The sequence below is a fragment of the Bhargavaea ullalensis genome (genome assembly GCF_042432615.1).
In the GTDB taxonomy this organism is placed as follows: Bacteria; Bacillota; Bacilli; order Bacillales_A; family Planococcaceae; genus Bhargavaea; species Bhargavaea ullalensis.
The window spans coordinates 1-26,400 of record NZ_JBHLWY010000040.1 but is presented as its reverse complement, the minus strand read 5'-3'; the positions used below and the strand labels follow the sequence as shown (position 1 = coordinate 26,400).

26 protein-coding genes, 20 tRNA genes, 1 rRNA gene and 1 riboswitch are annotated in these 26,400 nt (G+C 57.4%); of the genes, 6 read left to right on the top strand and 41 right to left on the bottom strand.

Going from position 1 to position 26,400, the window contains the following annotated elements; genetic code table 11:
* Positions 1 to 107: 107 nt before the first annotated feature.
* The 10 genes from hutG to ACFFIY_RS09510 all read right to left on the bottom strand — a co-directional run bounded on the left by hutG (position 108) and on the right by ACFFIY_RS09510 (position 8,166).
* Entirely contained in the window at positions 108 to 1,046 is a 939-nt protein-coding gene (gene hutG, locus ACFFIY_RS09555) for a formimidoylglutamase (protein ID WP_354196399.1), read from the bottom strand.
* 16 nt (positions 1,047 to 1,062) lie between these two features.
* The gene (locus ACFFIY_RS09550; protein ID WP_354196397.1) at positions 1,063 to 1,818 is read right to left on the bottom strand and encodes a thermonuclease family protein; all 756 of its coding nucleotides are present in this window, start codon (positions 1,816 to 1,818) and stop codon (positions 1,063 to 1,065) included.
* Between the two features lie 74 nt (positions 1,819 to 1,892).
* On the bottom strand, positions 1,893 to 2,252 hold the full coding sequence (locus ACFFIY_RS09545; RefSeq protein ID WP_354196395.1) for a fluoride efflux transporter FluC: 360 nt from the start codon (positions 2,250 to 2,252) through the stop codon (positions 1,893 to 1,895).
* Positions 2,249 to 2,614: a fluoride efflux transporter FluC gene (locus tag ACFFIY_RS09540; protein ID WP_354196393.1), complete on the bottom strand. Its 366-nt coding sequence runs from the start codon at positions 2,612 to 2,614 to the stop codon at positions 2,249 to 2,251. Before ACFFIY_RS09540 ends, ACFFIY_RS09545 begins: the two co-directional genes overlap by 4 nt.
* Positions 2,611 to 4,797: an ATP-dependent helicase gene (locus ACFFIY_RS09535; RefSeq protein ID WP_354196391.1), complete on the bottom strand. Its 2,187-nt coding sequence runs from the start codon at positions 4,795 to 4,797 to the stop codon at positions 2,611 to 2,613. Before ACFFIY_RS09535 ends, ACFFIY_RS09540 begins: the two co-directional genes overlap by 4 nt.
* 93 nt (positions 4,798 to 4,890) lie before the next feature.
* Entirely contained in the window at positions 4,891 to 5,127 is a 237-nt protein-coding gene (locus ACFFIY_RS09530; RefSeq protein WP_354196389.1) for a hypothetical protein, read from the bottom strand.
* Between the two features lie 57 nt (positions 5,128 to 5,184).
* Complete coding sequence (locus tag ACFFIY_RS09525; RefSeq protein ID WP_354196387.1) at positions 5,185 to 5,637, bottom strand: hypothetical protein; 453 nt, start codon at positions 5,635 to 5,637, stop codon at positions 5,185 to 5,187.
* Positions 5,638 to 6,198: 561 nt separating this feature from the next.
* The gene (locus ACFFIY_RS09520) at positions 6,199 to 6,690 is read right to left on the bottom strand and encodes a cupin domain-containing protein (RefSeq protein ID WP_354196385.1); all 492 of its coding nucleotides are present in this window, start codon (positions 6,688 to 6,690) and stop codon (positions 6,199 to 6,201) included.
* The gene (locus ACFFIY_RS09515) at positions 6,683 to 7,363 is read right to left on the bottom strand and encodes a S1 family peptidase (protein WP_354196383.1); all 681 of its coding nucleotides are present in this window, start codon (positions 7,361 to 7,363) and stop codon (positions 6,683 to 6,685) included. The genes ACFFIY_RS09520 and ACFFIY_RS09515 overlap by 8 nt, the downstream gene beginning before the upstream one ends.
* An 11-nt stretch (positions 7,364 to 7,374) precedes the next feature.
* Positions 7,375 to 8,166, bottom strand: a complete 792-nt coding sequence (locus tag ACFFIY_RS09510; protein ID WP_354196381.1) for an alpha/beta hydrolase — start codon at positions 8,164 to 8,166, stop codon at positions 7,375 to 7,377.
* A 115-nt stretch (positions 8,167 to 8,281) separates the two neighbouring features.
* Between ACFFIY_RS09510 and ACFFIY_RS09505 the strand changes: the two genes are divergently transcribed.
* Positions 8,282 to 8,794 carry a gamma carbonic anhydrase gene (locus tag ACFFIY_RS09505; RefSeq protein WP_354196379.1) on the top strand — a complete coding sequence of 171 codons (513 nt, stop codon included), beginning with the start codon at positions 8,282 to 8,284 and terminating at the stop codon, positions 8,792 to 8,794.
* A 100-nt stretch (positions 8,795 to 8,894) separates the two neighbouring features.
* Here ACFFIY_RS09505 and metK read toward each other — a convergent pair whose 3' ends face one another.
* Positions 8,895 to 10,091, bottom strand: a complete 1,197-nt coding sequence (gene metK / locus ACFFIY_RS09500) for a methionine adenosyltransferase (RefSeq protein WP_354196377.1) — start codon at positions 10,089 to 10,091, stop codon at positions 8,895 to 8,897.
* Between the two features lie 195 nt (positions 10,092 to 10,286).
* Positions 10,287 to 10,398: riboswitch (SAM riboswitch) on the bottom strand.
* Positions 10,399 to 10,758: 360 nt separating this feature from the next.
* Between metK and pckA the strand changes: the two genes are divergently transcribed.
* Positions 10,759 to 12,342 (top strand): phosphoenolpyruvate carboxykinase (ATP), encoded by a 1,584-nt coding sequence (pckA, locus tag ACFFIY_RS09495; protein WP_354196375.1) that lies wholly within the window; start codon positions 10,759 to 10,761, stop codon positions 12,340 to 12,342.
* A gap of 69 nt (positions 12,343 to 12,411) precedes the next feature.
* Here the strand turns inward: pckA and ACFFIY_RS09490 are convergent, their stop codons facing one another.
* The 4 genes from ACFFIY_RS09490 to ACFFIY_RS09475 form a co-directional block, all read right to left on the bottom strand.
* The gene (locus tag ACFFIY_RS09490) at positions 12,412 to 13,203 is read right to left on the bottom strand and encodes an alpha/beta hydrolase family protein (RefSeq protein WP_354196373.1); all 792 of its coding nucleotides are present in this window, start codon (positions 13,201 to 13,203) and stop codon (positions 12,412 to 12,414) included.
* On the bottom strand, positions 13,181 to 13,654 hold the full coding sequence (locus ACFFIY_RS09485) for an NUDIX domain-containing protein (protein WP_354196371.1): 474 nt from the start codon (positions 13,652 to 13,654) through the stop codon (positions 13,181 to 13,183). Before ACFFIY_RS09485 ends, ACFFIY_RS09490 begins: the two co-directional genes overlap by 23 nt.
* A 47-nt stretch (positions 13,655 to 13,701) precedes the next feature.
* Positions 13,702 to 14,007 carry a transposase gene (locus ACFFIY_RS09480; protein ID WP_354196369.1) on the bottom strand — a complete coding sequence of 102 codons (306 nt, stop codon included), beginning with the start codon at positions 14,005 to 14,007 and terminating at the stop codon, positions 13,702 to 13,704.
* Positions 14,008 to 14,094: 87 nt separating this feature from the next.
* On the bottom strand, positions 14,095 to 14,544 hold the full coding sequence (locus ACFFIY_RS09475) for a Dps family protein (protein WP_354196367.1): 450 nt from the start codon (positions 14,542 to 14,544) through the stop codon (positions 14,095 to 14,097).
* 106 nt (positions 14,545 to 14,650) lie between these two features.
* Here ACFFIY_RS09475 and yidD point away from each other — a divergent pair, with 106 nt between their 5' ends.
* Positions 14,651 to 14,887 (top strand): membrane protein insertion efficiency factor YidD, encoded by a 237-nt coding sequence (gene yidD, locus ACFFIY_RS09470; protein ID WP_354196496.1) that lies wholly within the window; start codon positions 14,651 to 14,653, stop codon positions 14,885 to 14,887.
* Positions 14,888 to 14,962: 75 nt separating this feature from the next.
* Positions 14,963 to 15,922, top strand: coding sequence for a metal ABC transporter solute-binding protein, Zn/Mn family (locus ACFFIY_RS09465; protein WP_354196365.1), 960 nt, complete (start codon positions 14,963 to 14,965; stop codon positions 15,920 to 15,922).
* A gap of 44 nt (positions 15,923 to 15,966) precedes the next feature.
* Here the strand turns inward: ACFFIY_RS09465 and ACFFIY_RS09460 are convergent, their stop codons facing one another.
* The 5 genes from ACFFIY_RS09460 to ACFFIY_RS09440 all read right to left on the bottom strand — a co-directional run bounded on the left by ACFFIY_RS09460 (position 15,967) and on the right by ACFFIY_RS09440 (position 22,226).
* Positions 15,967 to 17,412: an o-succinylbenzoate--CoA ligase gene (locus ACFFIY_RS09460; protein ID WP_354196363.1), complete on the bottom strand. Its 1,446-nt coding sequence runs from the start codon at positions 17,410 to 17,412 to the stop codon at positions 15,967 to 15,969.
* An 81-nt stretch (positions 17,413 to 17,493) separates the two neighbouring features.
* Positions 17,494 to 18,312 carry a 1,4-dihydroxy-2-naphthoyl-CoA synthase gene (menB, locus tag ACFFIY_RS09455; protein ID WP_354196361.1) on the bottom strand — a complete coding sequence of 273 codons (819 nt, stop codon included), beginning with the start codon at positions 18,310 to 18,312 and terminating at the stop codon, positions 17,494 to 17,496.
* Positions 18,309 to 19,139, bottom strand: a complete 831-nt coding sequence (menH, locus tag ACFFIY_RS09450) for a 2-succinyl-6-hydroxy-2,4-cyclohexadiene-1-carboxylate synthase (protein ID WP_354196359.1) — start codon at positions 19,137 to 19,139, stop codon at positions 18,309 to 18,311. Before menH ends, menB begins: the two co-directional genes overlap by 4 nt.
* Complete coding sequence (gene menD / locus ACFFIY_RS09445; protein WP_354196357.1) at positions 19,127 to 20,848, bottom strand: 2-succinyl-5-enolpyruvyl-6-hydroxy-3-cyclohexene-1-carboxylic-acid synthase; 1,722 nt, start codon at positions 20,846 to 20,848, stop codon at positions 19,127 to 19,129. Before menD ends, menH begins: the two co-directional genes overlap by 13 nt.
* A complete protein-coding gene (locus ACFFIY_RS09440; protein ID WP_354196355.1) occupies positions 20,841 to 22,226 on the bottom strand; it encodes an isochorismate synthase in 1,386 nt (461 codons plus the stop codon). Before ACFFIY_RS09440 ends, menD begins: the two co-directional genes overlap by 8 nt.
* Before the next feature lie 160 nt (positions 22,227 to 22,386).
* On the opposite strand from ACFFIY_RS09440, the gene ACFFIY_RS09435 reads away from it, so the two are divergent.
* A complete protein-coding gene (locus ACFFIY_RS09435; protein WP_354196353.1) occupies positions 22,387 to 23,301 on the top strand; it encodes a 1,4-dihydroxy-2-naphthoate polyprenyltransferase in 915 nt (304 codons plus the stop codon).
* A gap of 159 nt (positions 23,302 to 23,460) precedes the next feature.
* The gene (locus tag ACFFIY_RS09430; RefSeq protein ID WP_354196351.1) at positions 23,461 to 24,207 is read left to right on the top strand and encodes a TraR/DksA C4-type zinc finger protein; all 747 of its coding nucleotides are present in this window, start codon (positions 23,461 to 23,463) and stop codon (positions 24,205 to 24,207) included.
* 43 nt (positions 24,208 to 24,250) lie between these two features.
* Here ACFFIY_RS09430 and ACFFIY_RS09425 read toward each other — a convergent pair.
* From ACFFIY_RS09425 to rrf, 21 genes are all read right to left on the bottom strand, one after another.
* Positions 24,251 to 24,322, bottom strand: a tRNA-Glu gene (locus tag ACFFIY_RS09425).
* A 4-nt stretch (positions 24,323 to 24,326) separates the two neighbouring features.
* A tRNA-Ser gene (locus ACFFIY_RS09420) sits at positions 24,327 to 24,417 on the bottom strand.
* A gap of 2 nt (positions 24,418 to 24,419) precedes the next feature.
* A tRNA-Asn gene (locus ACFFIY_RS09415) sits at positions 24,420 to 24,494 on the bottom strand.
* A gap of 3 nt (positions 24,495 to 24,497) precedes the next feature.
* Positions 24,498 to 24,574: transfer RNA gene (locus ACFFIY_RS09410), tRNA-Ile, on the bottom strand.
* A gap of 6 nt (positions 24,575 to 24,580) precedes the next feature.
* Positions 24,581 to 24,654 (bottom strand) — tRNA-Gly (locus ACFFIY_RS09405).
* Between the two features lie 5 nt (positions 24,655 to 24,659).
* Positions 24,660 to 24,735 (bottom strand) — tRNA-Phe (locus tag ACFFIY_RS09400).
* Between the two features lie 25 nt (positions 24,736 to 24,760).
* A tRNA-Asp gene (locus tag ACFFIY_RS09395) sits at positions 24,761 to 24,836 on the bottom strand.
* A gap of 2 nt (positions 24,837 to 24,838) precedes the next feature.
* Positions 24,839 to 24,913, bottom strand: a tRNA-Met gene (locus tag ACFFIY_RS09390).
* A gap of 71 nt (positions 24,914 to 24,984) precedes the next feature.
* Positions 24,985 to 25,077: transfer RNA gene (locus tag ACFFIY_RS09385), tRNA-Ser, on the bottom strand.
* Positions 25,078 to 25,094: 17 nt separating this feature from the next.
* Positions 25,095 to 25,171: transfer RNA gene (locus ACFFIY_RS09380), tRNA-Ile, on the bottom strand.
* Between the two features lie 7 nt (positions 25,172 to 25,178).
* Positions 25,179 to 25,252 (bottom strand) — tRNA-Met (locus ACFFIY_RS09375).
* Between the two features lie 20 nt (positions 25,253 to 25,272).
* Positions 25,273 to 25,348: transfer RNA gene (locus ACFFIY_RS09370), tRNA-Ala, on the bottom strand.
* Positions 25,349 to 25,353: 5 nt separating this feature from the next.
* A tRNA-Pro gene (locus tag ACFFIY_RS09365) sits at positions 25,354 to 25,430 on the bottom strand.
* A 3-nt stretch (positions 25,431 to 25,433) separates the two neighbouring features.
* A tRNA-Arg gene (locus ACFFIY_RS09360) sits at positions 25,434 to 25,510 on the bottom strand.
* A 23-nt stretch (positions 25,511 to 25,533) separates the two neighbouring features.
* Positions 25,534 to 25,622 (bottom strand) — tRNA-Leu (locus tag ACFFIY_RS09355).
* Between the two features lie 10 nt (positions 25,623 to 25,632).
* Positions 25,633 to 25,707: transfer RNA gene (locus ACFFIY_RS09350), tRNA-Gly, on the bottom strand.
* A 3-nt stretch (positions 25,708 to 25,710) separates the two neighbouring features.
* Positions 25,711 to 25,798 (bottom strand) — tRNA-Leu (locus ACFFIY_RS09345).
* Between the two features lie 21 nt (positions 25,799 to 25,819).
* Positions 25,820 to 25,895: transfer RNA gene (locus ACFFIY_RS09340), tRNA-Lys, on the bottom strand.
* Positions 25,896 to 25,903: 8 nt separating this feature from the next.
* A tRNA-Thr gene (locus tag ACFFIY_RS09335) sits at positions 25,904 to 25,979 on the bottom strand.
* Positions 25,980 to 25,986: 7 nt separating this feature from the next.
* Positions 25,987 to 26,062 (bottom strand) — tRNA-Val (locus ACFFIY_RS09330).
* Between the two features lie 32 nt (positions 26,063 to 26,094).
* Positions 26,095 to 26,210 (bottom strand): 5S ribosomal RNA (gene rrf, locus ACFFIY_RS09325).
* Between the last annotated feature and the right edge of the window lie 190 nt (positions 26,211 to 26,400).

The window sequence follows — 26,400 nt, the reverse complement described above, 5'->3', positions numbered from 1 at the left end:
CGCACTTAGAGCGGACGGTTTGATTTCACCGTTGCACTGCAGAAAAAGGCTTGTCCGGGAAGCGCGGCTGCTTCCCGGACAAGCCTTTTCTTCTGTCGAAATGGATATCAGGACTCGGGTGACTTGCCGAGCATGGCAAGAATCGCTTCATTCGCCAGCGACGCACCGAGACGGACGGTCCGCCCGCCCTCATCGAGTCCCGGGTTCACTTCCGAGATGTCAAAGGAGAGGACATCGGGACGGCTGCAGGCGGCGCGGATGATCGACCTCACAGTAACGGGATCCAGACCGAACGGCGTCGGCGCACTCACGCCCGGTGCGGCGGCCGCGTCCAGCACGTCCATGCAAAGCGTCACGATGACAGCATCATGCCGGTCGATGAACGAATGCAGCCTCCGGGCAATCGAGGCCGGATCCGACGTCCTGACGATTTCTTCGGGCATGTATTCGACGTCGAATTTGCTGGCTGCCTCAAACAGGGATTCAGTGTTGCCGAACCGCTGGATGCCCAGAACAAAATAGCCCGCCTTCTGATCTTCGTCGAGAATCTGCCTGAACATCGTACCCGAGGAAGTTTCGCCGTCGTACGGACGCAGATCGAAGTGTGCATCGATGTTGATGATGCCGAGCTTCGCCTCAGGTCCGAGATGGAGCCTGGCGCCGAGGTAATGCCCGTAAAGGGTTTCATGGCCGCCTCCGAGAATGATGGCCTTGGAACCGGCGGCATAGGCTTCGGCCACCTGTTCCGCCAGGGCATCCTGCGCCTCCTCCAGCATCCCTTCCTCGCAGGTCACGTTTCCATAGTCGGCGAGCGTGCAGTCTCCTCCATGCCACGGCAGGCTGGCGAGCGCATCCCGGAGTGCGTCCGGCGCTTCCGCAGCGCCGGGGCGGCCCTGATTACGCCGGACCCCTTCATCACAGCAGAAGCCGACAAGCGAAATCGCCGACCCCTCTTCCTGCTTTTCCTCCACAATCTGGTGGTACCTGAAAAAGGCACGGTCCGTTGCAGAGTCAACGCGGCCCTTCCATCTGCTTTTTAAGTCCATCTCCTCATCTTCCTCCTTACGCCGGCTCACACGCCACTCCGTCTTTGTCGCCGTCCATTCTTGGTTCGTAGGCAGGGTGTCCCCGCTTGACCCCGTCCGGATACACTTTCCGCAGTTCCGTGCAATTCTCGAACCGGTTGCCCGTATTCTTGTCGGAAGCCGGCTCGGAGCCAGGCGCTTCTTCAACTTCTTCGGCCTTTTCTTTGTCAAAGCCCCGGTCTGTAGCATAATCTTCGATTGACCAAATGCCGATCCCTTTATCCTTTGCCCTTTTTTCCGCTTTTTCAAAACGGTCGAGGTGGCGGGTGTTCGGCGGATACACATAGGCGACGCGCGCCAGCCCTTCTTCGAGGAGTTTTTCCTCCACACTTTCCCCGTCCACATAGACATAGGCCAGGAGCCGGTCATACTTGTCTTTCCGGTTTCCGACGTCGAACTCGATCGACACTTCGCCTTTTGCGAGGAGTTCCCGGTTCCGCTCTTTTGCCTGCTCGCCAAACGGCTGCTTGCCGAGTCTAGGATGGTTCGTTTCCGGCGTGTCGATGAGCAGATAGCGGACGTTCTGTTCTTTTCCTTCGTACTTGATCTTGATCGTGTCGCCGTCGATTGTCTTGACGAGCTTAACGGGGATGAGGTCCCCGGCAGGCGCCGAAACCGCAGTCTGTTCTTCCGCAGGCTGCGTACCGGACCCCGTCTGACCCTCTCCGTCCTGTTCCTCCGACCCCAGCTGCATATATGCCGCGGCCAGCAGGAGCACGACGATTAATATCATAAAAGGCCGAAACCTGTTGCCGTTCTTTTTACCGGAAGCCATTAAATCCCCCTCCCTTTCCAGTCAATCAGTGCTCAACCGCCCGCATGCCCGGCCAGCCAGCCAAAGGCTGCGGCCAGGACACCGAGGACGAGCAGGCCGGACGAAGAAATCGCAGCCGACCGCCGGCTTCCTTTCTTCCACAGCCCCACAACTTCCGACTGCCAGGTGGAGAAAGTGGTGAAGGAGCCGAGGAATCCATAAACAGCGAAGGCATGAGGCAGTCCGGCCAGCACGCCGTTCAGGAAAAAACCGGCCAGGAAAGCGCCGGCGAGATTGACCAGTGCCGTTCCAAACGGGCGATCTGGGCGGTTCAGCCGGCCGGACACAACGTGGCGCGCCACCGCTCCGAGAAATCCGCCCGCCGCCACCGCTCCGATTGTCCAGGCGCTCATGCGCTTTCACTCCTCTCGCCGGCCCGAAAGCCCGCCGTTCCCGCAATAAATCCGCCCGCCAGGCTCACGGCGGCGTAGAGACCGGCCGTGGCCCATCTTTGTTCATCAAGAAAGCCGGCCAGTTCTGTTCCAAGTGCCGAGAAGGTGGTAAAGGAGCCGAGGAATCCGGTCTGGACGCCCGATTTCCAGGCACCTTTGAACGGAGAGGCGGAAATCAGGGCACAAAGGACAAACGTCCCCGTCAAATTGACGAAAAGAGTGCCGTACGGGAAGCCGCCTGACTGCTGGAGCAACAGGCCGACCAGGAATCGCCCCGTCGCGCCGGCTGCGCCGCCGATCCCGACCGCAATCCATGCCTTCACGCCCCTTCACCGGCTTCCGCGATCAGCCCGCGCCCGATGCACATCCCGAGATCCAGATCCTTCTGCTGTTTTTTGAACTTGACGGAAACCCGGCCGTCCCGGACCGCTTCGACTTCTCCGTCGCCGAAGACGCGGTGGCGGATTTTCAGGCCGGGCACAATTTTCGCCGGATCCTGGATCGCGCCGGGCATCGGCTCGGTGTTGGTGGAGGACCGGACAAATGATCGCGTTTCCCCGGCTGCCGAGGGAGCCTGCAGGCGTTCGCGCCCTTCCTTGATCGCAAGCAGGCCATCCACTTCTCCGACAAAACGCGAAGCAGACACAGACGAGCCGCGGTCATCCCGATCATAGCCAAGCAACTCAAGCCGAGCCTTCGCTCTCGTCATGCCGACGTAGAACAGCCGCCTCGCTTCTTCGAGCAGATCGGGATCCTTTGCATCTTCGGCAGACGGAAACTGGCCTTCGATCAAGTCGATCATGAACACCCGGCGGAACTCAAGGCCCTTTGAACTGTGGAAAGTCGAAAGCGTCACGGCGCCTTCCGACGGACGTGTCTTTGCCTCTTTCACGGCCTCTTTCAGTTCGGTGAGCCGCTCTGCAAACTCGGTCATCGTCCTGAGCGGCTTGGCGATGCTTTCCAGTGTGTCCAGCATGCCGAGCAGGGCATCCGCGCGGTAACCGAACTTGTCCGCACGGCTTTTCAGGGATTCTTCGTATCCGAGGTCCCGGCGGATGATCCGGATCACTTCTGCCGGCCTTTTGCCCTTCAGGCTGCCGTAAATATCCCGGTAAAGGACAAGCTTTCTGCGCTGGCTGTCCTTGAGCCCCGGCTCTTCAAGGAATCCGTCGAAAACGTTCCCGCCGACACCCGAACGGATAAACTGGTCAAGCGCCGCGCGTGATATGTACAGATCCATTTTCAGTGCGATCTTGCCGAACACGCCTTTGTGTGCGGTATTGAAGGCAAGGCGCATGAAATTCAGCACGTCTTCCACGATCCAGTGGTCAAAAAACCGGTCGTCCGCGTCTTTCATGTAAAACGGGATGCCTCGCCGGTGCAGCTCATGGACGAATGCCGTCGAAGACGAATTGTTGCGGAACAGCACCGCTGCATCGCCCGGATTTTCCTCTGCGAGCAGTTCATAAATAATGTAGCGGACCTGCGTGTCCCGGTCCGGAAATTTTTTGACGAAGACGGGGCCGGCATTGCCGTTGACGGCCCTCATTCCTTTTTCGTATCTTTTCCGGTTGCGCTTGATGAAGCCCGCCGAAACGCCCACGATTTCTTCCGATGACCGGTAATTGGTCTCCATCATCAGGATCTTCGCATCAGGATACGGCCCGGTGAACCCCAGCAAATATTCGGGATCCGCTCCCCTCCATGTATAGATGGTCTGGTCGTCATCCGCGACCGCACACAGGTTCTGATGACGGCGGACGAGGTGCTCGACGATCCGGTGCTGCGCCAGCGAGGTGTCCTGGCTTTCATCCGTGATGACATAGTCGAAACGATCCTGCGTCCGCCTGCACAAATCGGGATCAGTCCGCAGCCCTTCCTCCGCAATGGTGAGCATATCATCGAAGTCCAGCAACAGCTGCCGCGGGTTTCTCGTCTTCAGTGCTTCATATTTCCTGAGCATCATTCCCGCCTGCGGAAAAGGACCTTTTAGGCCGCCCCATTCACTTGGTGAAATGAGCCGGTTTTTCACGTAGCTAGCAAAAGTGGACAGGGAAGCCAGCTCTTCTTCTTTCGGTTCTTCTTTTTCGACATCGCGAAAGCTTTGGCGGAGCAGCGCATTCCTCGTCGGGATGCCCGGCTGCTTTTCCCCTTCAATAAGCGCAAAGCCTTTGCCTGTCTGCTCGAGATGCTCCCGGGCAATCTTGAATGCCAGGCTGTGGATCGTCGAGAATGCGGGCACCCGGAGCGTCGGGAAAAGCTGCGCAAACCGGTTGGCCATGTCGCGGGCGGACGCCTTGCTGAATGTGATCGGTTTGATGCGGCCGGGGTTGATCCCCTTTTCCTCGATCATGTAGCCGATCCTCATGATCATCGTCGTCGTCTTTCCCGAACCCGGGCAGGCAAGCAGTAGAAGCGGGCCGTCCGTCGTCAGGACCGCCTGCTTCTGCACTTCATTCAGCGCCACTCCCGTCTCCGCCCGCTTCCGTTCGAAAAAGTCCGTCATGTCCGCCACCCTTTCTTTCCTCAATCCCTTTATTCTAATCAAAAAAAGGCGGTCTGCAAACCCATGCAGCGCCGCCTTCCGGATATTCCGTGTTTATTCGCCTGTCTCCAGCTTGTCCCGCGGGTCGAAACCGCCGTCGCCGTCCGTATATTCAGTGGCTGCCACCTGGTCGGTCTTGCGCGCCTCATCGGAGAATTGTTTCCCCGGCTTGACCGGTGAGGTGCCGCCGGATTTCTTCGCGATGTTTTGCGTCTGCTCATGGCTCTTCTTCATGGCTTCCGCCGAAGCCTTGGCCATCTGTTCGGGCGTTCTGCTGTTGTTTTGGGACATGACGGATTCCTCCTTCTTGATTGCGTCTACAGCTTACTTTACCCGGAAAGCCATTTTTCAATCCGGCGAATGCGGCTTGACCCGGACGACGAACAGGAAAGTCACTTCTCCCTGCGGCCAGACGCCGGTGACCGAATAACCATATTTTCCGTCTGCGCCGGGCAATAAGATGGGTTCACCGGATTGGGAAATGTCCCGGCCGTGCTCGTCTTGGACCTTGACGGAAAACGAATCAGGCGGCTGTTCAAATTTTAATGTCGCCTCTTCCCCCGGCGCGCCCGTGATCGGGGGAACCGATTCTTCGTAGGCAAACGGATCCCCTTCCTTGTCCGCACAAACGGCCGAGTTGCCCGACTGCCAGCAATACGGACCGACCGCAGTCCGGTACTCCTGCCCGTCGATGACTATGATCATTTCCGGTATTGCGGGTTCTGCCGTCTCCACCGGCCCGCCGGTGCGCTCGCCGCAGCCGGCAAGCGTCAGCATGATGATCAATGAAAATATGGTCAAGCGGATCATCCATGATCGCCCCTTCCCCTATTTAATCAGACGGAGGAAAAGGCCCGGGGTTACGCGAAGATGGAGGGTGTCGGCGGGTTGGGGCGGGATGCTCCGTTTTCAGCTTCATACTCCGACTTTCGGCCCCATACTCCAATTTTCGCTTCCATACTCCGATTTCAGATGCCATACTTCGAATTTCGGCCCCATACTCCGATTTCAGACGACATACTCCGAATTTCGATCCCATACTCCGAATTTCGATCCCATACTCCGATATTCGGCCCCATACTCCGATTTTCGCTTCCATACTCCGATTTCAGACGCCATACTCCGAATTTCGATCCCATACTCCGATTTCAGACGCCATACTCCGAATTTCGATCCCATACTCCGATTTCAGACGCCATACTCCGATATCCGGCCCCATACTCCGATTTCAGATGCCATACTCCGAATTTCGATCCCATACTCCGATTTCAGATGCCATACTTCGAATTTCGGCCCCATACTCCGATTTCCGGCCGCATATTCCGACCTTCATTCCGTTTTCCTGCAAAAAAAGTCATCCCGTCATTTCGGGATGGCTGGGTAGGCGAGTTGCCGGATTAATTCTTCATGTTGGGGATAGTCGACGAGCAGTTCGTTTTGTGTGAACAGCTCAAAGTCTGCGAAGTCGAAGCCCGGGGCGACCATGCAGCCGACGAGCGAGAATTCGCTGCCGGCTGCCGGTTCGGAGCCGAAGATCGTACCGGCCGGGACGAGGACCTGCGGCTTTTCTCCGCATTCGATCCCGAGTCCGAGCCGCTCCCTCCGGCAAGAGCCGTCCGGGAAAATCATATGGATATCGAGCGGCCCGCCGTCGTGGAAATACCAGAGCTCGTCCGACTTCAGCCGGTGCAGACGGGAGCAGTCCCCCGACTCCAGGAGAAAATAAATGCTCGTGTAAAGATGAGCCCCGCCCTCCTCATCCGGAGTCCCCGCAAACGTCCCGGCATAATGGCCGCCTTCCGGATGCGGTTCCAGTCCAAGCGTGCGGATATACATTTCCGACCGGTCATTCATCTTCCGTACCTCCTTCTCCGTGTTCGTTGATCCAGCGGCCGGTGACTTCACTGACCGTTGCGACCGGGACACTGATTGAAATTTTGCTCCAGGCCTCCGTTGCCACATTGATGCCGATCACTTCCCCCGTTTCCGTCCGGATGACCGGACTGCCGCTCATGCCGGGTTCAAGCTTCGTGCTGGCAATCATAAAGTCGGTAAACACCGGTTCCTGTTCGTCGACTCCGACCATCTGATGCAGCAGCTGGACCGTGCCTTCCCGGATGACGAACGGATGATCCACCGTCCAGCTCGGCGTAAGCACTTTCTCCATCCTTTCGGGCGTCACATCGGACAGCACGAGCGGCGTTCCGCCGGGAAAGCCGTCGATCTTGATGAGTGCCAGGTCGAGGAATCGGTTCGTCTCCAAGACCTCACCCTTGTACTCCGCTCCTCCGAGCGACCAGACATCCTGTTCCTCGAATGAGCCGACCACATGGTGATTGGTGAGGAGAAGTCCCGACTTTTCAATAAGAAATCCCGTTCCGGTCCCGTCATCGTTGCCGATCATGAACACCTGGTCGAGCAACGGTTCGTCTTTCGTGCCGAACGTGCCGGTCACGGGGTCGCCGAACAGCAGCAGGGCCGCCGTCAACAGCAGCCGGGCCGCCGCCTTCCTGATTCCCTGGTCCATCCCATTCCTCCTCAGGCCACGTAGCCGAGCGAACGAAGCACGGAGTTGATGAACGCTTCCGTATACAGGAACACTTCCTCTTTCTCGGGTTCGTGGAAAATGTCATGACGGCAGTTATTCCACATTTTGTACTGGAATTCCTCCCTGCCTTCCTTGACGAGCCACTCCCGTGCCGCCTTCCGGCTGGCGATTTCATCCTTTTCCCCCGTGTGCAGCAGGACAGGCGCTCCGCCGGCTGCAGGCAGTTCGGACATTTCCCTCATATATAAAGCCAGTTCCCGGTACCATCCCGCCGTTGCGACCGGATGATAGGAAAGCCGGCTGCCTTCCGCAGCACCGGGCTCCGGTGCCCGTGTCAGCATTTCTTCGGTGATCCGGTGGTTAAACTTGATGCCCGAGGCGATTTTACCGATGCCGGACAAGGCTCCCTTCATCTTCGGCGGAAGATGATCGAGCGCAAACCACGGCGAAGTCAGGACCAGGCCCGCACACGCATTGCCCATCAGCCTTGCCTGGTCGGCAGCGAGCAGACCCCCAAGTCCGTGGCCGTACAAAAACAGCGGGACGCTCTCCGCGAGACCGGCCTTGACGAGCTGCCCTGCGAATTCGCGGTATTCCTGGATTGCCTCGTCATGGACTTCCGTTCCGCGGCTTCCGTGGCCCGGAAGATCCCCCGCGATCACATGCATGCCGGCCGTCCTGAACCGTTCGATGAGCCATGCATGGCGGCCGTGATATTCATATGCATTATGAAACAGAACGACCGTGGCCTTCGGCTGCCCCTCCGCTTCCCATTTCCACATGGCTGTCCATCCTCTCCCGTCCGCGATTGCCGGCCGTTCCCGGAAACCAACGGAACCTCTTTTTCTGGTAAAGTTAATATATCACCAATCTTACATGGAAAGAGAGGATTTTTCGATGATTTATCCATTCAACGGCAAACAACCGACCATCCACCCGTCGGTTTTCATCGCAGACCATGCCACCGTGACGGGCAATGTCGAAATCGGCGAAGGGTCCTCCATCTGGTTCAACACTGTGATCCGCGGCGACGTCTCGCCCACGAAAATCGGAAAGCGCGTCAATATCCAGGATCTGTCGATGCTTCACCAAAGCCCTGCCTTCCCGCTTGTCCTCGAAGACGACGTGACGGTCGGCCACAATGTTATCCTCCACAGCTGCACGATCCGGCAGGGTGCACTCATCGGAATGGGATCGATCGTGCTGGACGGAGCGGAAATCGGCGAGGGTGCATTCATCGGTGCCGGCTCGCTCGTCCCGCAGGGCAAGAAAATCCCCGCCGGCATGCTCGCCTTCGGCTCTCCGGCAAAAGTCATCCGGCCTCTCAATGAAGAAGACCGGAAAGACATGGAACGGATCGTGCGTGAATACGCCCAAAAAGGCCAATACTATAAAAGCCTGCAGAAATGAAGAAAGGCCCGGGTGCCATCTGGCACCCGGGCCTTTCCTGTTGTTGATCCCGATCCGATGGGGATCGGGCGGCATTGCGTTTGACGCGCAGCCAGCCGTCTTAAAGACCCGCTTTTTCCTTCAGGGATCCGGCTTTGTCGGTCCGCTCCCACGGAAGGTCCACGTCGGTGCGCCCGAAGTGTCCGTAGGCGGCTGTCTGTTTGTACATCGGACGCCGGAGATCCAGCATCTGGATGATGCCTGCCGGACGCAGGTCAAACAGGTCGCGTACCCACCCGACAAGCTCTTCTTCGCTTGCCTGGCCGGTGCCGAATGTGTCGATCGAAATCGAAACCGGCTGTGCGACGCCGATCGCATAGGCAAGCTGCACTTCGCATTTTGTCGCAAGCCCTGCTGCGACGATGTTCTTTGCGACGTAGCGCGCCGCATAAGCCGCAGAACGGTCGACTTTAGTCGGATCCTTGCCCGAGAATGCTCCTCCGCCGTGCCGTGCGTAGCCGCCATACGTATCCACGATGATTTTGCGGCCGGTGAGACCCGCATCTCCCTGAGGACCGCCGATGACGAAGCGACCGGTCGGATTGATGAAAAACTTGGTCTCCCCGTCGATCAATTCCGCCGGAACGACTTCGTCGATCACATATTCGCGGATGTTCCGCTGGATCTGCTCAAGGGAGATCTCAGGATGGTGCTGCGTCGAGATGACGATCGTGTCGACCCGGACAGGCCGGCCGTCTTCGCCGTATTCCACGGTCACCTGAGTCTTGCCGTCCGGACGCAGATAAGGAAGAACCTCTTCTTTGCGGACTTCCGCCAGCCGCCGGGCCAGCTTGTGCGCAAGGCTGATCGGGAGCGGCATGAGCTCCGGTGTTTCATCGCACGCAAAGCCGAACATGAGCCCCTGGTCCCCGGCACCGATCGCTTCCAGTTCCTGATCGTCCATCCGGCCTTCCCTCGACTCCAGTGCGACGTCGACTCCGGCGGCGATGTCCGGCGACTGCTCATCGATCGAAGTCAGCACCGCACTCGTCTCGGCATCAAATCCGTATTTCGCCCGCGTGTAGCCGATTTCCTTAACGGTTTCACGGACCACTTTCGGGATGTCCACGTAAGTGGAAGTCGTGATTTCACCCGCCACAAGCACAAGGCCCGTCGTGACGGTCGTTTCGCATGCGACGCGCGCATTTGGGTCGTCTTTCAGGATTGCATCCAGGATCGCATCGGAGATCTGGTCGCAGATCTTGTCCGGATGGCCCTCAGTGACCGATTCCGATGTAAAAAGGCGACGATTGGTCAATGATATTTCCTCCTCGGCTCCGGCAGCCTGCCGGAAAATGTTACGGTACTCATTCCCCCTGTCAAGTCCGCTCCTTGACGGATTGAACTCCAAGCCGTTTTGGGCTTTGAAGAGGCTGCAGGGCGTTGCAATCAAAAAAGGCCTTCCGCTCATCGGCTAAAATGAGGAAAGGCCCGGATCGTCTGACACCTTTCACTCTTATCGTCCAAGGTTCTCCACCTTGCTTCAGGTTGGCACCTTTTCCGTCCTCAGACGGCAGGTTGCCGGGTTTCACAGGGCCTGTCCCTCCACCAGCTCGGGATAAGAGTATCCGTACAATTTTCCATACTAATAAACAATTCTCATCCTGTCAAACAGTTCTCCCTGCCCACCCCGTCCAAACAAGCCGGCAACCGGGGAAGCAACAAAAAAACACGCCTCGGTTGCTATTTCCGCTGCAGGCCCGAAATACCTGCGGCAAGCGGAAACCTGCAACGAAAATGTGCATGACCAACTTTTTTCAGCGCCCTCCAGCCGGGCGGGTGATTTCTGTGAAGAAATGATGAAGATTGCCGGTTTTTGCTTGAGGTTTCAATTAGTATAGACTATTATTCTAAATGTGCTATACTATTTCACATTAAAGCAGCCCGCCGATTGCGGGACTAACCAGATAAGGGTGGTACAGATGATGACTTCTTCGAAACTGAGCGACAAACTGAATGATCTTCTGACAGGAGATTCGATCCGCGAACAGCTGTCGGCCGCTGCGCTGACGGAAAAAGCGGTCCAGCGCGGAGAAGCCGTCCTCACAGACAAAGGGGCCGTCCGTGCGACGACGGGTGCCTACACGGGCCGCTCGCCGAAGGACCGCTTCATCGTCCAAGAATTGCCCTCCCAGGAAGATATCGACTGGGGCAGCGTCAACAAGCCCGTCAGCCCGGAAGTGTTCGAGCGTCTCTACGACAAGGTAATTGACCATCTCGGCAAAAAAGAGGAGCTGTTCGTCTTCAACGGCTTTGCCGGCGCCGATCCGGCCTCCCGCCTGCCGATCCGGGTCGTGAACGAATTCGCGTGGCATAACCTGTTCGTGCACCAGCTGTTCATCCGGCCTTCCGAAGAAGAGCTGAAAGAGATGAATCCGCAGTTCACGATCGTTTCCGCCCCTTCGTTCAAAGCAGATCCAAAAACAGACGGTACAAACTCCGAGGCGTTTGTCATGATTTCCATCGAGCGCGGCATTGTTCTCATCGGGGGGACCGAGTATGCCGGGGAGATGAAGAAATCGATCTTCTCCGTCATGAACTACCTGCTGCCGAAAAAAGGCATCCTGTCGATGCACTGCTCGTCCAACGTCGGCGAGGAAGGCGATGTGGCCCTGTTCTTCGGACTTTCCGGCACAGGGAAGACGACCCTTTCCGCAGATCCAGGCCGCCGGCTCATCGGTGACGACGAACACGGCTGGTCCGATGACGGCGTCTTCAACATCGAAGGCGGCTGCTATGCGAAGTGCATCAACCTGTCGGAAGAGAAAGAACCGCAGATCTACGGCGCCATCCGCGAAGGGTCGGTCCTCGAAAACGTCGTGCTCGACGAAGAGGGCGTTCCGGACTACGACGACGGCTCGCTCACGGAAAACACGCGTGCGGCCTACCCGCTCGACTACATCGACGGCAGCGTCATCCCTTCCGTCGCCGGCCACCCGAAGACAATCATCTTCCTGACGGCCGACGCGTTCGGCGTGCTTCCTCCAATCTCCAAACTGACGAAAGAGCAGGCGATGTATCACTTCCTGAGCGGCTTCACTTCGAAGCTCGCCGGCACGGAGCGCGGCATCACTTCTCCGCAGATGACCTTCTCCACTTGCTTCGGCTCCCCGTTCCTGCCGCTTCATGCGACAGTGTACGCGGAAATGCTCGGCAAGAAGATCGATGAGCATGATGTCAATGTGTATCTCGTCAATACCGGCTGGACCGGCGGCGAATACGGCGTCGGCTCCCGGATGAAGCTCAGCTACACACGCACAATGGTCCGCGCGGCGATCGACGGCAAGCTCAAAGGCGTCGACACGGAAAAAGGCAACGTATTCGGCCTTGAAATGCCAAAAGAGATCGAAGGCGTCCCGACCGACGTGCTCAACCCGCGCAATGCCTGGGCGGACAAAGAAGCTTACGACAAAAAAGCAAAAGAGCTTGCGGACGCATTCCGTGAGAACTTCAAAAAATTCGGCTCCGTCTCCGAAGACATCAAAGAACTGGGCGGACCGATCATCTGAATCTGATCCTAACAAAAAAGCAGTGCATCGCCTTTTTGGCTGATGCGCTGCTTTTTTAATATGTCCTGTTCAGTGCCCCTTCCCTTTCATCCAGTTGCACAGATCCCGGACGATCCTCGCGTTGACGGCGGGCGGAAAGTGGTGGGTGTATTCCGCAAAGTACCAGGTTTCCACCGGCTTTCCGGCTTCTTTGAGCGCTTCCTCCAGCATCACCGACTGCTCAAGCGAGACATTTTCGTCCATCCGCCCGTGAATCAGCAAAAACGGTGCCGTCACTCTGTCGACATGGAACAGGGCGGTCCGTTCGCGGTAAGCATCCGGCGCACTGTTCGGACTGCCGCCGATCACCCGTTTCATCATGCGACGCAGATCCTTCCGTTCCTTATAGGTGAAAACGACATCGGAGACGCCCGCCCAGTTGACGACGGACGTGATGTCGTCGCGCAGGATGGCCGTCCAGAGCGCCATGATCCCGCCTCGCGAAAAGGCGTACAGATGGATCCTCGATGCATCGGTCTTCGGGTGCTGTTTCAGGACATCCACCGCGTTCACCGCGTCCCACCGGTCTTCTCCGCCGAATTCATCAAACCCTTCGCCGCCCCGGTTTCCCCTGTAATAAGGGGCAAACACGACGAACCCCTGGGCGGCGAACTGGGCAAGCCGGGCGGGACGCGCCATTCCGACATGCTGGATGCCGCCCCTCAGGTAGACGATGCCGTCGCGGATTCCTTCAGCGGCAGGCTCCGCCATCATCCCTTTCACCCGCAGTCCTTTTGACCAGTAAGTCACTTCCCGCAGACGCACGTTCGGGGCCGGCGAGGGATAGGGCCGCGAATATTCAATCGTTCCGTCCGGTTTCAAGGCTGATCACCCTCCTTCGGATGCGCCGCATCCCTTCATCGTCCATATGGCTGCTCAGAAGGCCGCCGGTACCCCAGTCCGCTTCCGTCAACCATGCCGCGCCGCGCGTTTCCCGGAGCGGTGCCTTTTCGTCCAGCCTGCACACATCCGCTGCGAACACCCGCTTGCAGAACGGGGGATCGGCTTGGACGACATAGTCCGCGATGAACCGCAGATTGCCGATGACCGCCCCGGTTTCTTCATAAGCTTCCCGCACGGCTGCCTGTTCCGGGGTTTCTCCATCCTCCAGCTTGCCGCCGGGCCACTCAAGCCCTCTTTTCGGATGGTCCGTCATGAGCCAGCTGCCGCGCACCCGTGCCGCGATCAGCACGTGTCCGGGCGGCATTCCGGCCGCTCCGGGCTCTTCAAACAGATCCACTCGCTGTCCGGCTTTGTCTTTGTATGTAAACAACGGGCTCCCCCCTTTGGTTCAAGTTTAGCGGAGGAGAGTCCCGCCATTCAACGAAAATACGGCAGTTCTTCGATGAATCTCTTTGTCTCCTCGTCCCCGTATTCATGGACGAGCGCATACAGCTTCATGACCCTGCGGTCGATCATGTGATTTTCCTTATCGAGATGATAAGGAATAATAGGCAGATGCGCCCTGGTGAAATTCGTCCATTCCACGTCTTCGATCTGCCTGAACAGTCTTCTCATGACCCGCTCCGTTTCCGGTGTTGCCTCAATGGCGAATTCCCACGGGAACGGCTTCGGCTCAGTGTGGATCTGCCGGCCGGAAATGGACACATACAATTTTTCGGACATCGGTGCTCCTCCTTTCCCGGTTAGGATGCACCGCTGCCGTTTAAGGATACAAAAAGAAAATGCCGTCCGCCGGCATTTTCCGTTGAGTCAGTTGTTGTCTTCGCCAAGGAATGCGTTGAGCATCCACTGATGTTTCTCAACGCTCTGGTAAGTTGAATTCAGGAGATCCTCCGTCATGTCGTCCCCGTCCTTCGCCGCAAGCTCCATCCCGGTTTTAAGTGACTTCATCACCCGGGTGAAGTCATCCGTCAGTCTGCCGACCATTTCATTCGCAGTTTCCGTTCCGTCCGCTTCGCCGATGACCGACAATTCGAGGTGCTCGGACATCGTGGCGGCCGGCTTCCCGCCGAGCGTCAGCATCCGCTCCGCAATTTCATCCATATGGAGCGTCGCCTCATTGTACAGTTCCTCAAATTTTGCATGCAGCGTGAAGAATTGCGGCCCCTTCACGTACCAGTGGTAATTGTGCAGCTTCGTATAGAGCACCGACCAAGTGGCCACCTGTACATTCAATTCATCCATCAGTTCTTTTGACATCTGCAAACACTCCGTTTCTTTTCATTCCTGATTCCGAATTCATTCCCTTGTTCATTTACCACCGGCGGGTCTAAAATAAACGTATGCAACGATTGGAGTGTTGGTCCTGAAACATTTATTTATCCTGATCATCAAGTTTTACCGGAAAGCGATCTCTCCGCTGACGCCGCCCTCCTGCCGGTTTTATCCGACCTGCTCGGCATACGGACTGGAGGCTTTTGAAAAACACGGCGCGGTCAAGGGGCTGTGGCTGACCGTGCGCAGAATCTCCAAATGCCATCCGTTCCATGATGGCGGATACGACCCTGTTCCGGAAGATTGGCCCAAAAAGAAAAAAGGCTGAACCGATTCGCGGTTGCCAATCCGATAACAGATGCGTTATGATAAATCGTATTGATTACGATTTAGAGGTGAATTCATGAAACGTTTGTGGATGATTCTGCTGGCTGCCGTACTTTTGCTCGGCGCCTGCGGGTCCAATTCAGATAAACAACGTGCAGACGACAACAAAGAAGCGATCCAAGTGAAGACGACCGTCTACCCGCTCGCTTATTTTGCCCAGCGCATCGGCGGTGATGCGGTGGAGGCTTCCTCCATCTACCCGCCCGGCGCAGACAGCCATACATTCGAACCGACCCAGAAGGACATGATGGCGCTGGCAGACAGCGACTTGTTCATCTATATCGGACTCGGACTGGAGGGCTTTGTGGACAAAGCGGAAAAAACGCTGAAAAACGAAAACGTCCGGCTCGTTCCGGCCGGTGCGTCCATTCCGGAAAATATGCTGCGTCACGGGGAAGCCCATCACGATGAAGAGGCCGGCCACGAAAGCCATGACCATTCCGGCATCGATCCTCACGTCTGGCTGTCACCGGTTCTTGCCGATCGCCTGGCGGAATCCGTGAAAGACGCGCTCGTCAAGGAGCGCCCCGACCTTGAGGCAACTTTCACCGAGCGCTATGATGCCCTTTCCGGCGAACTGAAGAAGCTGGACGGCGAGTACCGGGAAATGGCAGATGCCGCAAATGTGAAGACGTTCTACATCTCGCATGCCTCGTTCGGCTATGTGGCGGATGAATACGGATTGAAGCAAGTCTCGGTCGCCGGTCTGAATTCCCAGAGCGAACCATCCCAGAAACAGCTGGCCCACATTGTTGACCAGGCGCGGGACGAGAACATCCGCTACATTTTCTTTGAACAAAATGTATCTTCCAAGCTTTCGGAAGTCATCAGGAAAGAGATCGGTGCCGAACCGCTCCTGCTCCACAACCTCAGTGTCTTGACTGCAGACGACGTCAAAAATGGCGAAACCTATTTTTCGCTGATGGAGCGCAACCTTGATCGGTTCAAGACGGCACTCGGACAAAAAACTGAATGAATGCTCGCGCAAAAAGCGGCTGTCCCATGGGGAAGCCGCTTTTTTCATGGTTTCGGTCCGCCGAGCTGCTCCTTCAATTGCCGGCGCAGCAGTTTGTTGGACGCATTTCTCGGCAGGCTGCCGGTGAAGGTGAACTTCTTCGGCAATTTGTACGGGGCCAGCCGCTCCGCACAAAAATCCCTGAGCTCTTCATCGGTAACAGCGGATTTAGCCACAATGAATGCGGCCGGCACTTCTCCCCACTGCTCATCGGCCATGCCGATGACGCCGGCTTCCATGACGGACGGATGGGCCAGCAGCACCTGCTCGATCTCCGCCGGGTACACATTTTCACCGCCTGACACGATCAGATCCGATCGCCTGTCGAGCACATAGAGGAATCCCTCCTTGTCGATGCGGCCGATGTCCCCGGTATGGAGCCACCCGTCCTGCAGTGCGGCCCGCTCCGCAAAGCGGCCGACATAGCCGGGGGTTACATTCGGTCCGCTGACCAGGATTTCTCCTTCATCCCCCGGCGCTTTGGCCCCGTCAATCCGGATGCGGCTGAAAAAGAGCGGTCTCCCGGAAGACCCTTCCTTGTGTACGGCGTCTTCTGCGGAAAGCGTCGCCGTCTGGGATGCGGTTTCGGTCATCCCGTACGTTTGGAGAATCGGAATGCCTAGCGCCTGTGCACGCCGGATATACGGCACCGGAACGGGACCGCCGCCTGCCAGCATGGTTTTGAAGCGATCCGATGCCCGCAGCCCTTCTTCCTCAAGCCGGTTGAGGAGCCGTGCCAGCGTTGCGGACACCACAGAAATCCTCGTGACGGAGCCGTCCGCGATTTCCCTTGCCGCCGCCGTCTCGTCAAACTTCGGCTGCAGACGGACTTCCATGCCGTACAGCAATGAACGCATGAGGATCGAAAACCCGCTGATATGGAACAGCGGCATGGAGCAGAGCCACACATCCTCCTCCGCCAGCCCCATATTGAGCACGCTCGCCATGGCACTGGCAAAATGGTTGCCGACCGTCTGGCGGACGCCCTTCGGGAACCCTGTCGTTCCGGACGTATACATGATTGTCACCGTGCGATCCTCCGCCCAGACAGAAGCAGGAGTGAATGCCGCCGCTTCAAGAGCTGCCAGCCGGCTTGCCGGGATTGCCCGCACGCCCGCCTTGGCTGCAAGCCCGTCAGAAGCAATGACGGACACAGCCGCCGAATCGGCAATCTGATAAGCCAGCTCCGCCTCTGTGAGACGGCTGTTGAGCATAACGAGTTCAAGCCCGGCGAGCAGCGCTCCGTGGATGAGGAAAACCGCACGCGGACCGCTTTCCAGCAGCAGCGCCACCCGGTCTCCTTCCTTCATCCCGAGAGATCTGAGCTTGCCGGCCATCTGCTTCGCCTCTCCGGCCACCTCCCGGAAGGTCCATCTTTCTTCCCCGCAGCTGAGTGCCGTGCGGTTCGGACTCAGATCCGCACGCTGCAATATCCAGTTAGGTAAATTCATGTGGATCTCCTCCGTCTGGTTCGTGCGTGAGTATGCAAAAGACTGTCCGGATCGGCCGGACAGTCTTTTGGGTGTTTCGGATCAAGGGAAACGAGGGAATTGGCCGAAGTCCGGTTTGCGCTTTTCCTTGAAGGCATCGCGCCCTTCCTTCGCTTCGTCCGTCGTATAGTAAAGAAGCGTTGCGTCGCCCGCCATTTGCTGCAGGCCGGCCAGGCCGTCCGTATCGGCGTTCATCGCCGCCTTCAGGAAACGCAGTGCAGTCGGGCTCTTTTCGAGCATCTCTTCGCACCATTGCACCGTTTCATCCTCGAGCTGTTCAAGAGGAACAACTGTATTGACGAGCCCCATGTCGAGCGCTTCCTGTGCATTGTACTGCCGGCACAGGTACCAGATTTCTCGAGCCTTTTTGTGGCCGACAATCCGCGCGAGGTAACCCGAGCCGTAGCCCGCATCGAACGAGCCGACTTTCGGTCCGGTCTGTCCAAAGATGGCGTTGTCTGCGGCAATCGTCAAGTCGCAGACCACATGAAGAACGTGTCCTCCGCCGATTGCATAACCCGATACCATTGCCACGACCGGCTTTGGAATGACCCGGATGAGCCGCTGGAGATCGAGCACATTCAGCCGCGGAATCTGGTCTTCGCCGACATAGCCGCCGTGACCGCGTTTTTTCTGGTCGCCGCCGGAGCAAAATGCCTTGTCCCCTTCGCCGGCAAGCACGATGACACCGATGCTCTCATCGTCGCGTGCGCGGGAGAATGCATCAATCATTTCTTCGACCGTCTTCGGCGTGAAGGCATTCCGCACCTCCGGACGGTTGATCGTCACTTTTGCAATTCCGTTGTATCTTTCGTACTTGATCTCGTCATATGTACGAATCGTTTCCCATTGACGTGTCATTGTCTTCCTCCTTCAATTATGGCTTCCTTCACTATTGTAGCAAAGCGCTCCGGATTTTCCACGTGGACGGCATGTCCGGCGCCCGCCACCCGGATATGCCGTGCGTCAGGCAGCATTCCGAGCATCCGCTTTGCGATCTCATCATACTTTCCGTCCAGGCTGCCCGTGATGAGCGTGACGGGCATGGTGAGTTCCCCCAGCCTATCCCAGTAAGACGGCTGACTGCCGGTCCCGATGCCGAGCAGGCTGCCGGCCAGTCCTTCCGCCCGGTTGTTGAGCCGTCCGTCACGGATCGCCTGCCGCCTCTTTGCAGACAGGTTCCGCTGTGAGGCAAACAGCGGAATGCCCTCCCAGTAGCCGGTAAAAGCCGGGACTCCTTCACGCCGGATGAACTCCGCAAGCTTCTTGTCCGACTCGCGGCGGGAAGCCCGCTCTTCTTCGGTCCCGAGTCCCGGAGAAGTGCTTTCAAGGATCAGCCGGCTGACCCGCTCCGGATGTTCCGAGGCATATCCGATCGCCACGCGCCCCCCCATCGAATAGCCGAGGAGCGCAACACGGCCGACGCCGAGTTCATCCAGCAGCGCATCCAGGTCTTCGATCTGCTCTTCCATGGCATACCGCCCCGGCTCAGCCGGCGAGTCCGTCCGTCCGTGCCCGATCAGATCGGGCATGATGATCCGTTGGTGTCCAAGCAGCTGTCCGGTCTCTTGCCAGGTGCGGGAACTTCCGGTGAATCCGTGCAGGAGCACAAGCGGTTCCGCTTCCGGGTCCCCGCTCAGCAGGCAGCCTGTACAGAGCCCCCGGAGACTCGCGATCAGTTCTTCCATCGCGCGTCCAGCCTTTCGGAGATCCGTCCCCAAAGCCTTCTGTGCTCTGCCAGGTTCAAGCTGCGGTCGCTGAATGCCTCGATGATCCGGACCGGCGTCTCTTTTTCTTTTCTCACAGCATCCCTGAACTCCGCTGCATCGCGGACCCCATCGTACTGAAAGCCGTACATGGCGGCAAGATGATCAAATCGGAGTCCCGTCGGAGTGCCGAACAGCTCTTCAAAGTAGCGGGGCTCGCTTCCTTGAGGCAGATAAGAAAAAATCCCGCCCCCGTCATTGTTCATCACGACAATCGTCAAATCCGCATCCGAAAACCGGGTGGCGATGAGCCCGTTCTGATCATGCAGCATCGCGAGATCCCCGATGAGCAGCCAGGCCGGCCGGTTCCGGGCCGCCTGGAGTCCGAGCGCCGTTGAAACGACCCCGTCAATCCCGTTGGCTCCCCGGTTTGCAAAGATCCCGATGTCCTTTTCCGTCTTCAGGAAGAACGTGTCGGCATCCCGGATCGGCATGCTCGAACTGGCGAACAAGTCACTGCCGCTGCTCATTTCCTCGAAGAGGACGGCAGCCATCGCTCCTTCATCGTTCCCGTTTTTCGCAAACGCCGCAGTTTCTTCTGCCGCGTCAGCGTCCGCCTCTTCCCATAGCCGGGCATATTCCTCCGGGCCGGATGAATCCGTCCGGACACCGAGCAGGGATTCCGGCGCACATTGCAGATGGTGGGTCGCCAAGTGATACGGATCCCGGAAAGACGGGCTGTCGTCCACCACGGCATACACCTTGGGCCTGCATGATTTTAAAAACAGCGCCAGCGGCTTGGAAACCGGCTGCGGGCCGAACCGGATCACTGTGTCAGGCTCCATCTTTTCCGCGAATCCGGTGTGCTTGAGGACGGCATCATAGGAAGAGATGCACAGGGACCGCGCACTTGCCGGAACCTCGCTTCGCAGTCCCGACAGCGGATCGGCCAGAACCGGCCAGCCAAGACTTTCCGCAAACCGCCAGAACGCTCCCCGGTCGAAGCCGGGCGGCAGCTCGCCGGCCACGATCATCCCTTTATGGGCAGACCGGAGAGCTCCTTCGAACCAATCAATCATTTCAGGATCAGGCCCTATCTGCCCGGCGAACCGATGCCGGAACGCCGGCTCGGCTGCTTCCATCTCAAAGTCGATGAGCAGCGGCTCCCGGAACGGCACATTCAGCTGCACCGGTCCGGCAGGCGCATCCGTGGCGATCGAAACCGCGCGGCGGACATGCCGGGTGATGAACTCGGCAGATTCCGGGCGCTCTTCAGGAAGCGGAAAATCAACGCTGTATTTCACCGTGCGTCCGTACATGCCGACCTGGTCAATCGCCTGAGGCGCGCCGACTTCCCTCAATTCATGGGGTCGGTCCGCCGTAATGGCGATGAGCGGGATGCGGGCATACTTGGCTTCTGTAAGCGCCGGCATGTAGTTTGAGGCCGCAGTGCCGGACGTGCAAAGCATCGCAACCGGACCGCCGGATCCCTTGGCAAGGCCGAGCGCATAAAACCCGGCGGACCGCTCGTCTGTCTGGATATGCATCAAGATCCCTTTTGATTTTGCAAAAGCATAGGCGAGCGGCGTGGAACGGGAGCCCGGGCTGACAACGACGTGGCGGACACCCGCCCGGATCAGCGATTCCGTTATTGCCAATACATGTGCAGTCAGTGTTCTCCGCTCATCCATGCAGCTTCCCTCCGAGCGCCCTCATCACGGGCCGCAGTTTAACCCAGGTTTCAACATATTCATCTTCAGGAACCGAATCGGCGACGATCCCCCCGCCAGCAAACAAGCGCGCCTTTTGCTCTTCAAGCAGCGCGGACCGGATGGCCACCGCAAATTCTCCATTGCCCGCGGCATCCATCCATCCGATCGGTGCTCCGTAATAGCCGCGATCCATACATTCGCTTTCACGGATGATCGGAAGGGCCTCCTCCCTCGGTGTCCCGCCGAGTGCGGGAGTCGGATGCAGGGCCTCCACGAAGTCCAGAATATCCTTGCCGTTATCCGGAATTCCCTCAACCGGCGTGAACAGATGCTGAATGTCCCGGACTTTCAGCAGGCGGGGGCCTGCCGGGATTTTGACATCCGAGCAAAATTCGCGGAACACATCACCGATCATGCTGACAACGTACTGGTGTTCAGACCGGTTTTTCGCATCCTTGAGAAGTGCCTCTCCAAGCCGGCGGTCTTCTGCCGCCGATTTTCCGCGACCGATGGAGCCCGCCACACAGGCGGTCCGGGCATGTCCATCGTGCAGATCCACAAGACGTTCTGGCGTTGCCCCCAAAAAGAGTTTTCCGTCTCTTTCCAGGCCGAACAGATAGCTTTCCTGCTGTTCCGACGACAAATTCTCGAGAACGGCGGCCGGCGTGACCGGATCCTTGAACAGAAGTTCCACCGAACGGGCAATGACCACCTTCTCCGCTTCCCCGGCCCGGATTTTGCCCGTCACTGAGCCCACGGCATCCATATAATCATCTTTTGCCAGCTCTTCGAGTCTGCTCACATCAGGCTTTTGCGCCGGAGTTCTTTCCATCACCTGTGCTTCATGGATGAGCGATTCGCCGATTGAGCGCAGCCGCTCAAAATCAGCCGCAGCCGCTTCACCCTCCGTGATCATGTTGATCGAAACAAAAGTGTGTCCGTTTTTCTCAATCAGCTGGAATTGCGGCACGGCAAAGAAAGCGGGCGAAAAACCCGACCACTCAGAAGAGGGGCGGTTTTTCGGATCAAACGAAAAGCCGCCGAACAGCACCGGGTTCAAATCCCCTTCCTCTTTCACCAGCACCGAACAGAGGCGCTGCCACTGGGCACGGACATCGGCAAACCGACCGTCCGCGGCCTCGCTTTCCAGGACCGCCGCATGGCCGATCCCGACCATCTTCCACGTCTTGTCCCGATTTTCCCAATAAAACCGGCGGCCGGAAAATTCATCCGAACCCGCCTCAAAGAACGCAAGCGGCGACAGCCTGCCCGCATCGAGGGTCTCCGTGTAAAAATGGAGACCGCCGATCGCGCGGCCGGCTTGCCCCGTCGAATGCGGAGTCGTATTTCGTTTCATTCAAGACCCCTCCAACTCAGTTCACTTCATCCTGCATAGCCCTTCCATTTTATCATATCCTGCAGGAAGAGTCGGGGAGCCACGCCTGCCACTCTGTCCTTTCACCCAAAACTCATATATAATGAGGAGCGGAAAATGAACAGTTAAGGAGAGAAGTTTCATGCAGCATTCGATAAAAGCGGATGAGGGCTGGAGAGTTTGGTGGCAGCTCACGCGACCGCATACGCTGACCGCCTCTTTTGTTCCTGTTCTCTTGGGGACATTGATTGCCTTTCGGGAAACGGCCATTGATCCGGTCCTGTTTATCCTGATGATGCTGGCAACGCTGTTCCTTCAGGCGGCAACCAACATGTTCAATGAGTACTATGATTTCAGGCGCGGACTGGATACCGAACACTCCGTCGGCATCGGGGGTGCCATCGTGCGCAACGGCGTCCGTCCGCGGACCGTCCTTGCCATCGCCGTCGGGCTCTATCTCGCTGCAGCGGCCATGGGACTGTATATCGCAGGACAGACTTCATGGCTTCTGCTCGCGGTCGGCGGCGCGGCGATGGCCATCGGCTACTTGTATACCGGCGGTCCTTATCCGATCGCCTATACCCCGCTCGGCGAGCTCTTTTCGGGAGTGGTCATGGGAATGGCCATCGTATTGATTGCCTACTTCATCCAGACCGGACATGTCAGCGGGTTTGCCCTGGCCCTTTCGGTTCCAAGTATGATCCTGGTGGCCTCCATCATGATGTCAAACAACATCCGGGATCTCGAAGGCGACAAGGAAAGCGGACGAAAGACCGTCGCCATCCTGGCCGGCAGGGATCATGCCGTCACCATTCTCGCCCTGTTCTTCATCGTCGCCTATGCGTGGATAGCCGGGATGGTGTTGTTCGGCAAACTGACGCCCTGGGCACTGCTCGTCCTGCTCAGCGTTCCGAAGCCTCTCGCCGCCATCCGAACCTTCCGGGCTGAACACATTCCTCTGCGTGTCATGCCGGCCATGAAGGCCACAGCACAGACAAACACCTTCTTCGGGCTTCTCCTCTGCATCGCATTGATGATCGAACATTGGTTTCTCTGAAAGCTCCGCTGAACCGCCGCTCTCTTGAGCGGCGGTTCTTTTCGTCTGCCCCGAACCAGGTTTAGCAATCCGGACAAAAAGGAAAAGATGAGGGACACGAGGACCTGATTTTCATCACAGCGGGGCTTGCGTATAAAAACCGGATGAGGAAGTGACATCATGTTGAGTGAACAGGAAAAAACCATACTAAAACGGGAACTGATACAGATGCAACGGCAATACGCCGAAACGGCAGAAGACCGGGAAATCGATGACAGCATGCGTGACGACACGGGAGAGCTGTCTCTGGCGGACAACCATCCAGCAGATGCAGGAACTGAACTTTTCGACCGGGAACGCGACCAGGCGCTTGAAACCCATGCCGAAAGCGAACTCGAAAAGGTGGAGAATGCGCTAAGGGCCATGCACGACGGTTCCTATGGAGTATGTGAAGTATGCGGCGAAGACATTCCGTTCGAGCGGCTTGAAGCCATCCCGTATACAAACCGCTGCATCGAACATGCAGACAGTGAAATACCGGACGACCGGCCGGTTGAGGAAGACGTGCTGGAAAACGTCATGGACCCGGTCAAGCCGGATACATTCGAAGTCGGCCAGGAAGACGACGTGCAGGACAATCAAGACAGTTTCCGGGATGTGGCCCAGTACGGCACTTCCGAAACGCCGTCCGACATGACCGGAGACCACGATGACTATAACCATCTTTACGATGACGGCCTGGAATCGGGGGCTGTCGAGGAATATGAGGAATTCGCTAGCACGGACGAAACCGGAACAAAGAAGGGTTTTTCAAGGTCCGAGACGATGGAAGAGTACGAAGAAGAGTTGGATGCAGAACAGCTTGAATCCCCGATGGGCGACATTCCCTATCATGAGCGGGACAGCTATACAGGAGAAAAAGAATAAAAAAAGAGCAGCCTCCTGAAAAGGAAAGCTGCTCTTTTTGTGATGACCCCTACGGGATTCGAACCCGTGTTACCGCCGTGAAAGGGCGGTGTCTTAACCGCTTGACCAAGGGGCCGGAATGGCGGAGAAGGAGGGATTTGAACCCTCGCGCCGGTTACCCGACCTACGCCCTTAGCAGGGGCGCCTCTTCGGCCTCTTGAGTACTTCTCCAATGGCTCCGCAGGTAAGACTCGAACTTACGACCGATCGGTTAACAGCCGATTGCTCTACCACTGAGCTACTGCGGAAAATGGTGGGCCTAAGTGGACTCGAACCACCGACCTCACGCTTATCAGGCGTGCGCTCTAACCGGCTGAGCTATAGGCCCACTCTCTGGAGCGGATGAAGGGAATCGAACCCTCGACTTCAGCTTGGGAAGCTGAGGTTTTACCACTAAACTACATCCGCGTCAATGGTGGCTTGGGACGGAATCGAACCGCCGACACAAGGATTTTCAGTCCTTTGCTCTACCGACTGAGCTACCAAGCCAGCAACAAGAATTATGTATAAAAAATGGCGGTCCCGACGGGAATCGAACCCGCGATCTCCTGCGTGACAGGCAGGCATGTTAACCGCTACACCACGGGACCATTGGTTGCGGAGGCAGGATTTGAACCTGCGACCTTCGGGTTATGAGCCCGACGAGCTGCCACTGCTCCACTCCGCGATAATAAAATGATGGCTGATCAGGTATCCCCTGACGGAAAAGTGCTCCCCTTGACTGAAGAGGCATGAAAATGGCGGAGGAAGAGGGATTCGAACCCCCGCGCGGTGTGACCCGCCTCTCGGTTTTCAAGACCGACCCCTTCAGCCAGACTTGGGTATTCCTCCGTGCATCAACCAGTGAATGGTGGACCTTGCAGGACTCGAACCTGCGACCGGACGGTTATGAGCCGTCTGCTCTAACCAACTGAGCTAAAGGTCCTTTGAAATGGCGGCGGAGGGGATCGAACCCCCGACCTTACGGGTATGAACCGTACGCTCTAGCCAGCTGAGCTACACCGCCACAGTAGTATGTATATGAAATGGTGGAGCCTAGCGGGATCGAACCGCTGACCTCCTGCGTGCAAAGCAGGCGCTCTCCCAGCTGAGCTAAGGCCCCATAGGTGGTCGGGAAAACAGGATTCGAACCTGCGACCCCTTGGTCCCAAACCAAGTGCTCTACCAAGCTGAGCTATTTCCCGAAATGGCGCGCCCGGCAGAAGTCGAATCCACAACCTTCTGATCCGTAGTCAGACGCTCTATCCAATTGAGCTACGGGCGCATTATTAAATTGAATCATACAACTGGTGCCGAGGACCGGTTTCGAACCGGTACGGTAGTCACCTACCGCAGGATTTTAAGTCCTGTGCGTCTGCCAGTTCCGCCACCCCGGCGGAATAAATATGGAGCGGAAGACGGGATTCGAACCCGCGACCCCCACCTTGGCAAGGTGGTATTCTACCACTGAACTACTTCCGCATATGGTGCGGGTGAAGGGACTTGAACCCCCACGTCCGGTAAAGGACACTAGAACCTGAATCTAGCGCGTCTGCCATTCCGCCACACCCGCATGTGTGGATTTGCATATAAATGGTGAGCCATGCAGGGCTCGAACCTGCGACCCTCTGATTAAAAGTCAGATGCTCTACCAACTGAGCTAATGGCTCGTATTTTGTGGTGCCGGCCAGAGGACTTGAACCCCCAACCTACTGATTACGATTCAGTTGCTCTACCAATTGAGCTAGGCCGGCAAAATAATGGTGGAGGATGACGGGTTCGAACCGCCGACCCTCTGCTTGTAAGGCAGATGCTCTCCCAGCTGAGCTAATCCTCCATATTAAGTATGTATCATCAATCAAGTGATCGGCCCGGCAACGTCCTACTCTTGCAGGGGGAAGCCCCCAACTACCATCGGCGCTGAAGAGCTTAACTTCCGTGTTCGGGATGGGAACGGGTGTGACCTCTTCGCCATCATCGCCAGACCTGATTCACTTTGAAAGGACAAGTACTATTATACCAATCCTGCACGGTTTGGCAAGTACTTTTTTTGTTCTTTCAAAACCGGATAAAACAGACATTGAACCAAGCTTCTGCCGAACCTTGCTTATGTTGTCCGGCCTCGGCGGCCAGCCGCTCGGGTCATAAGCCGGCCGGCGGCTTGCAGGTCAGGAC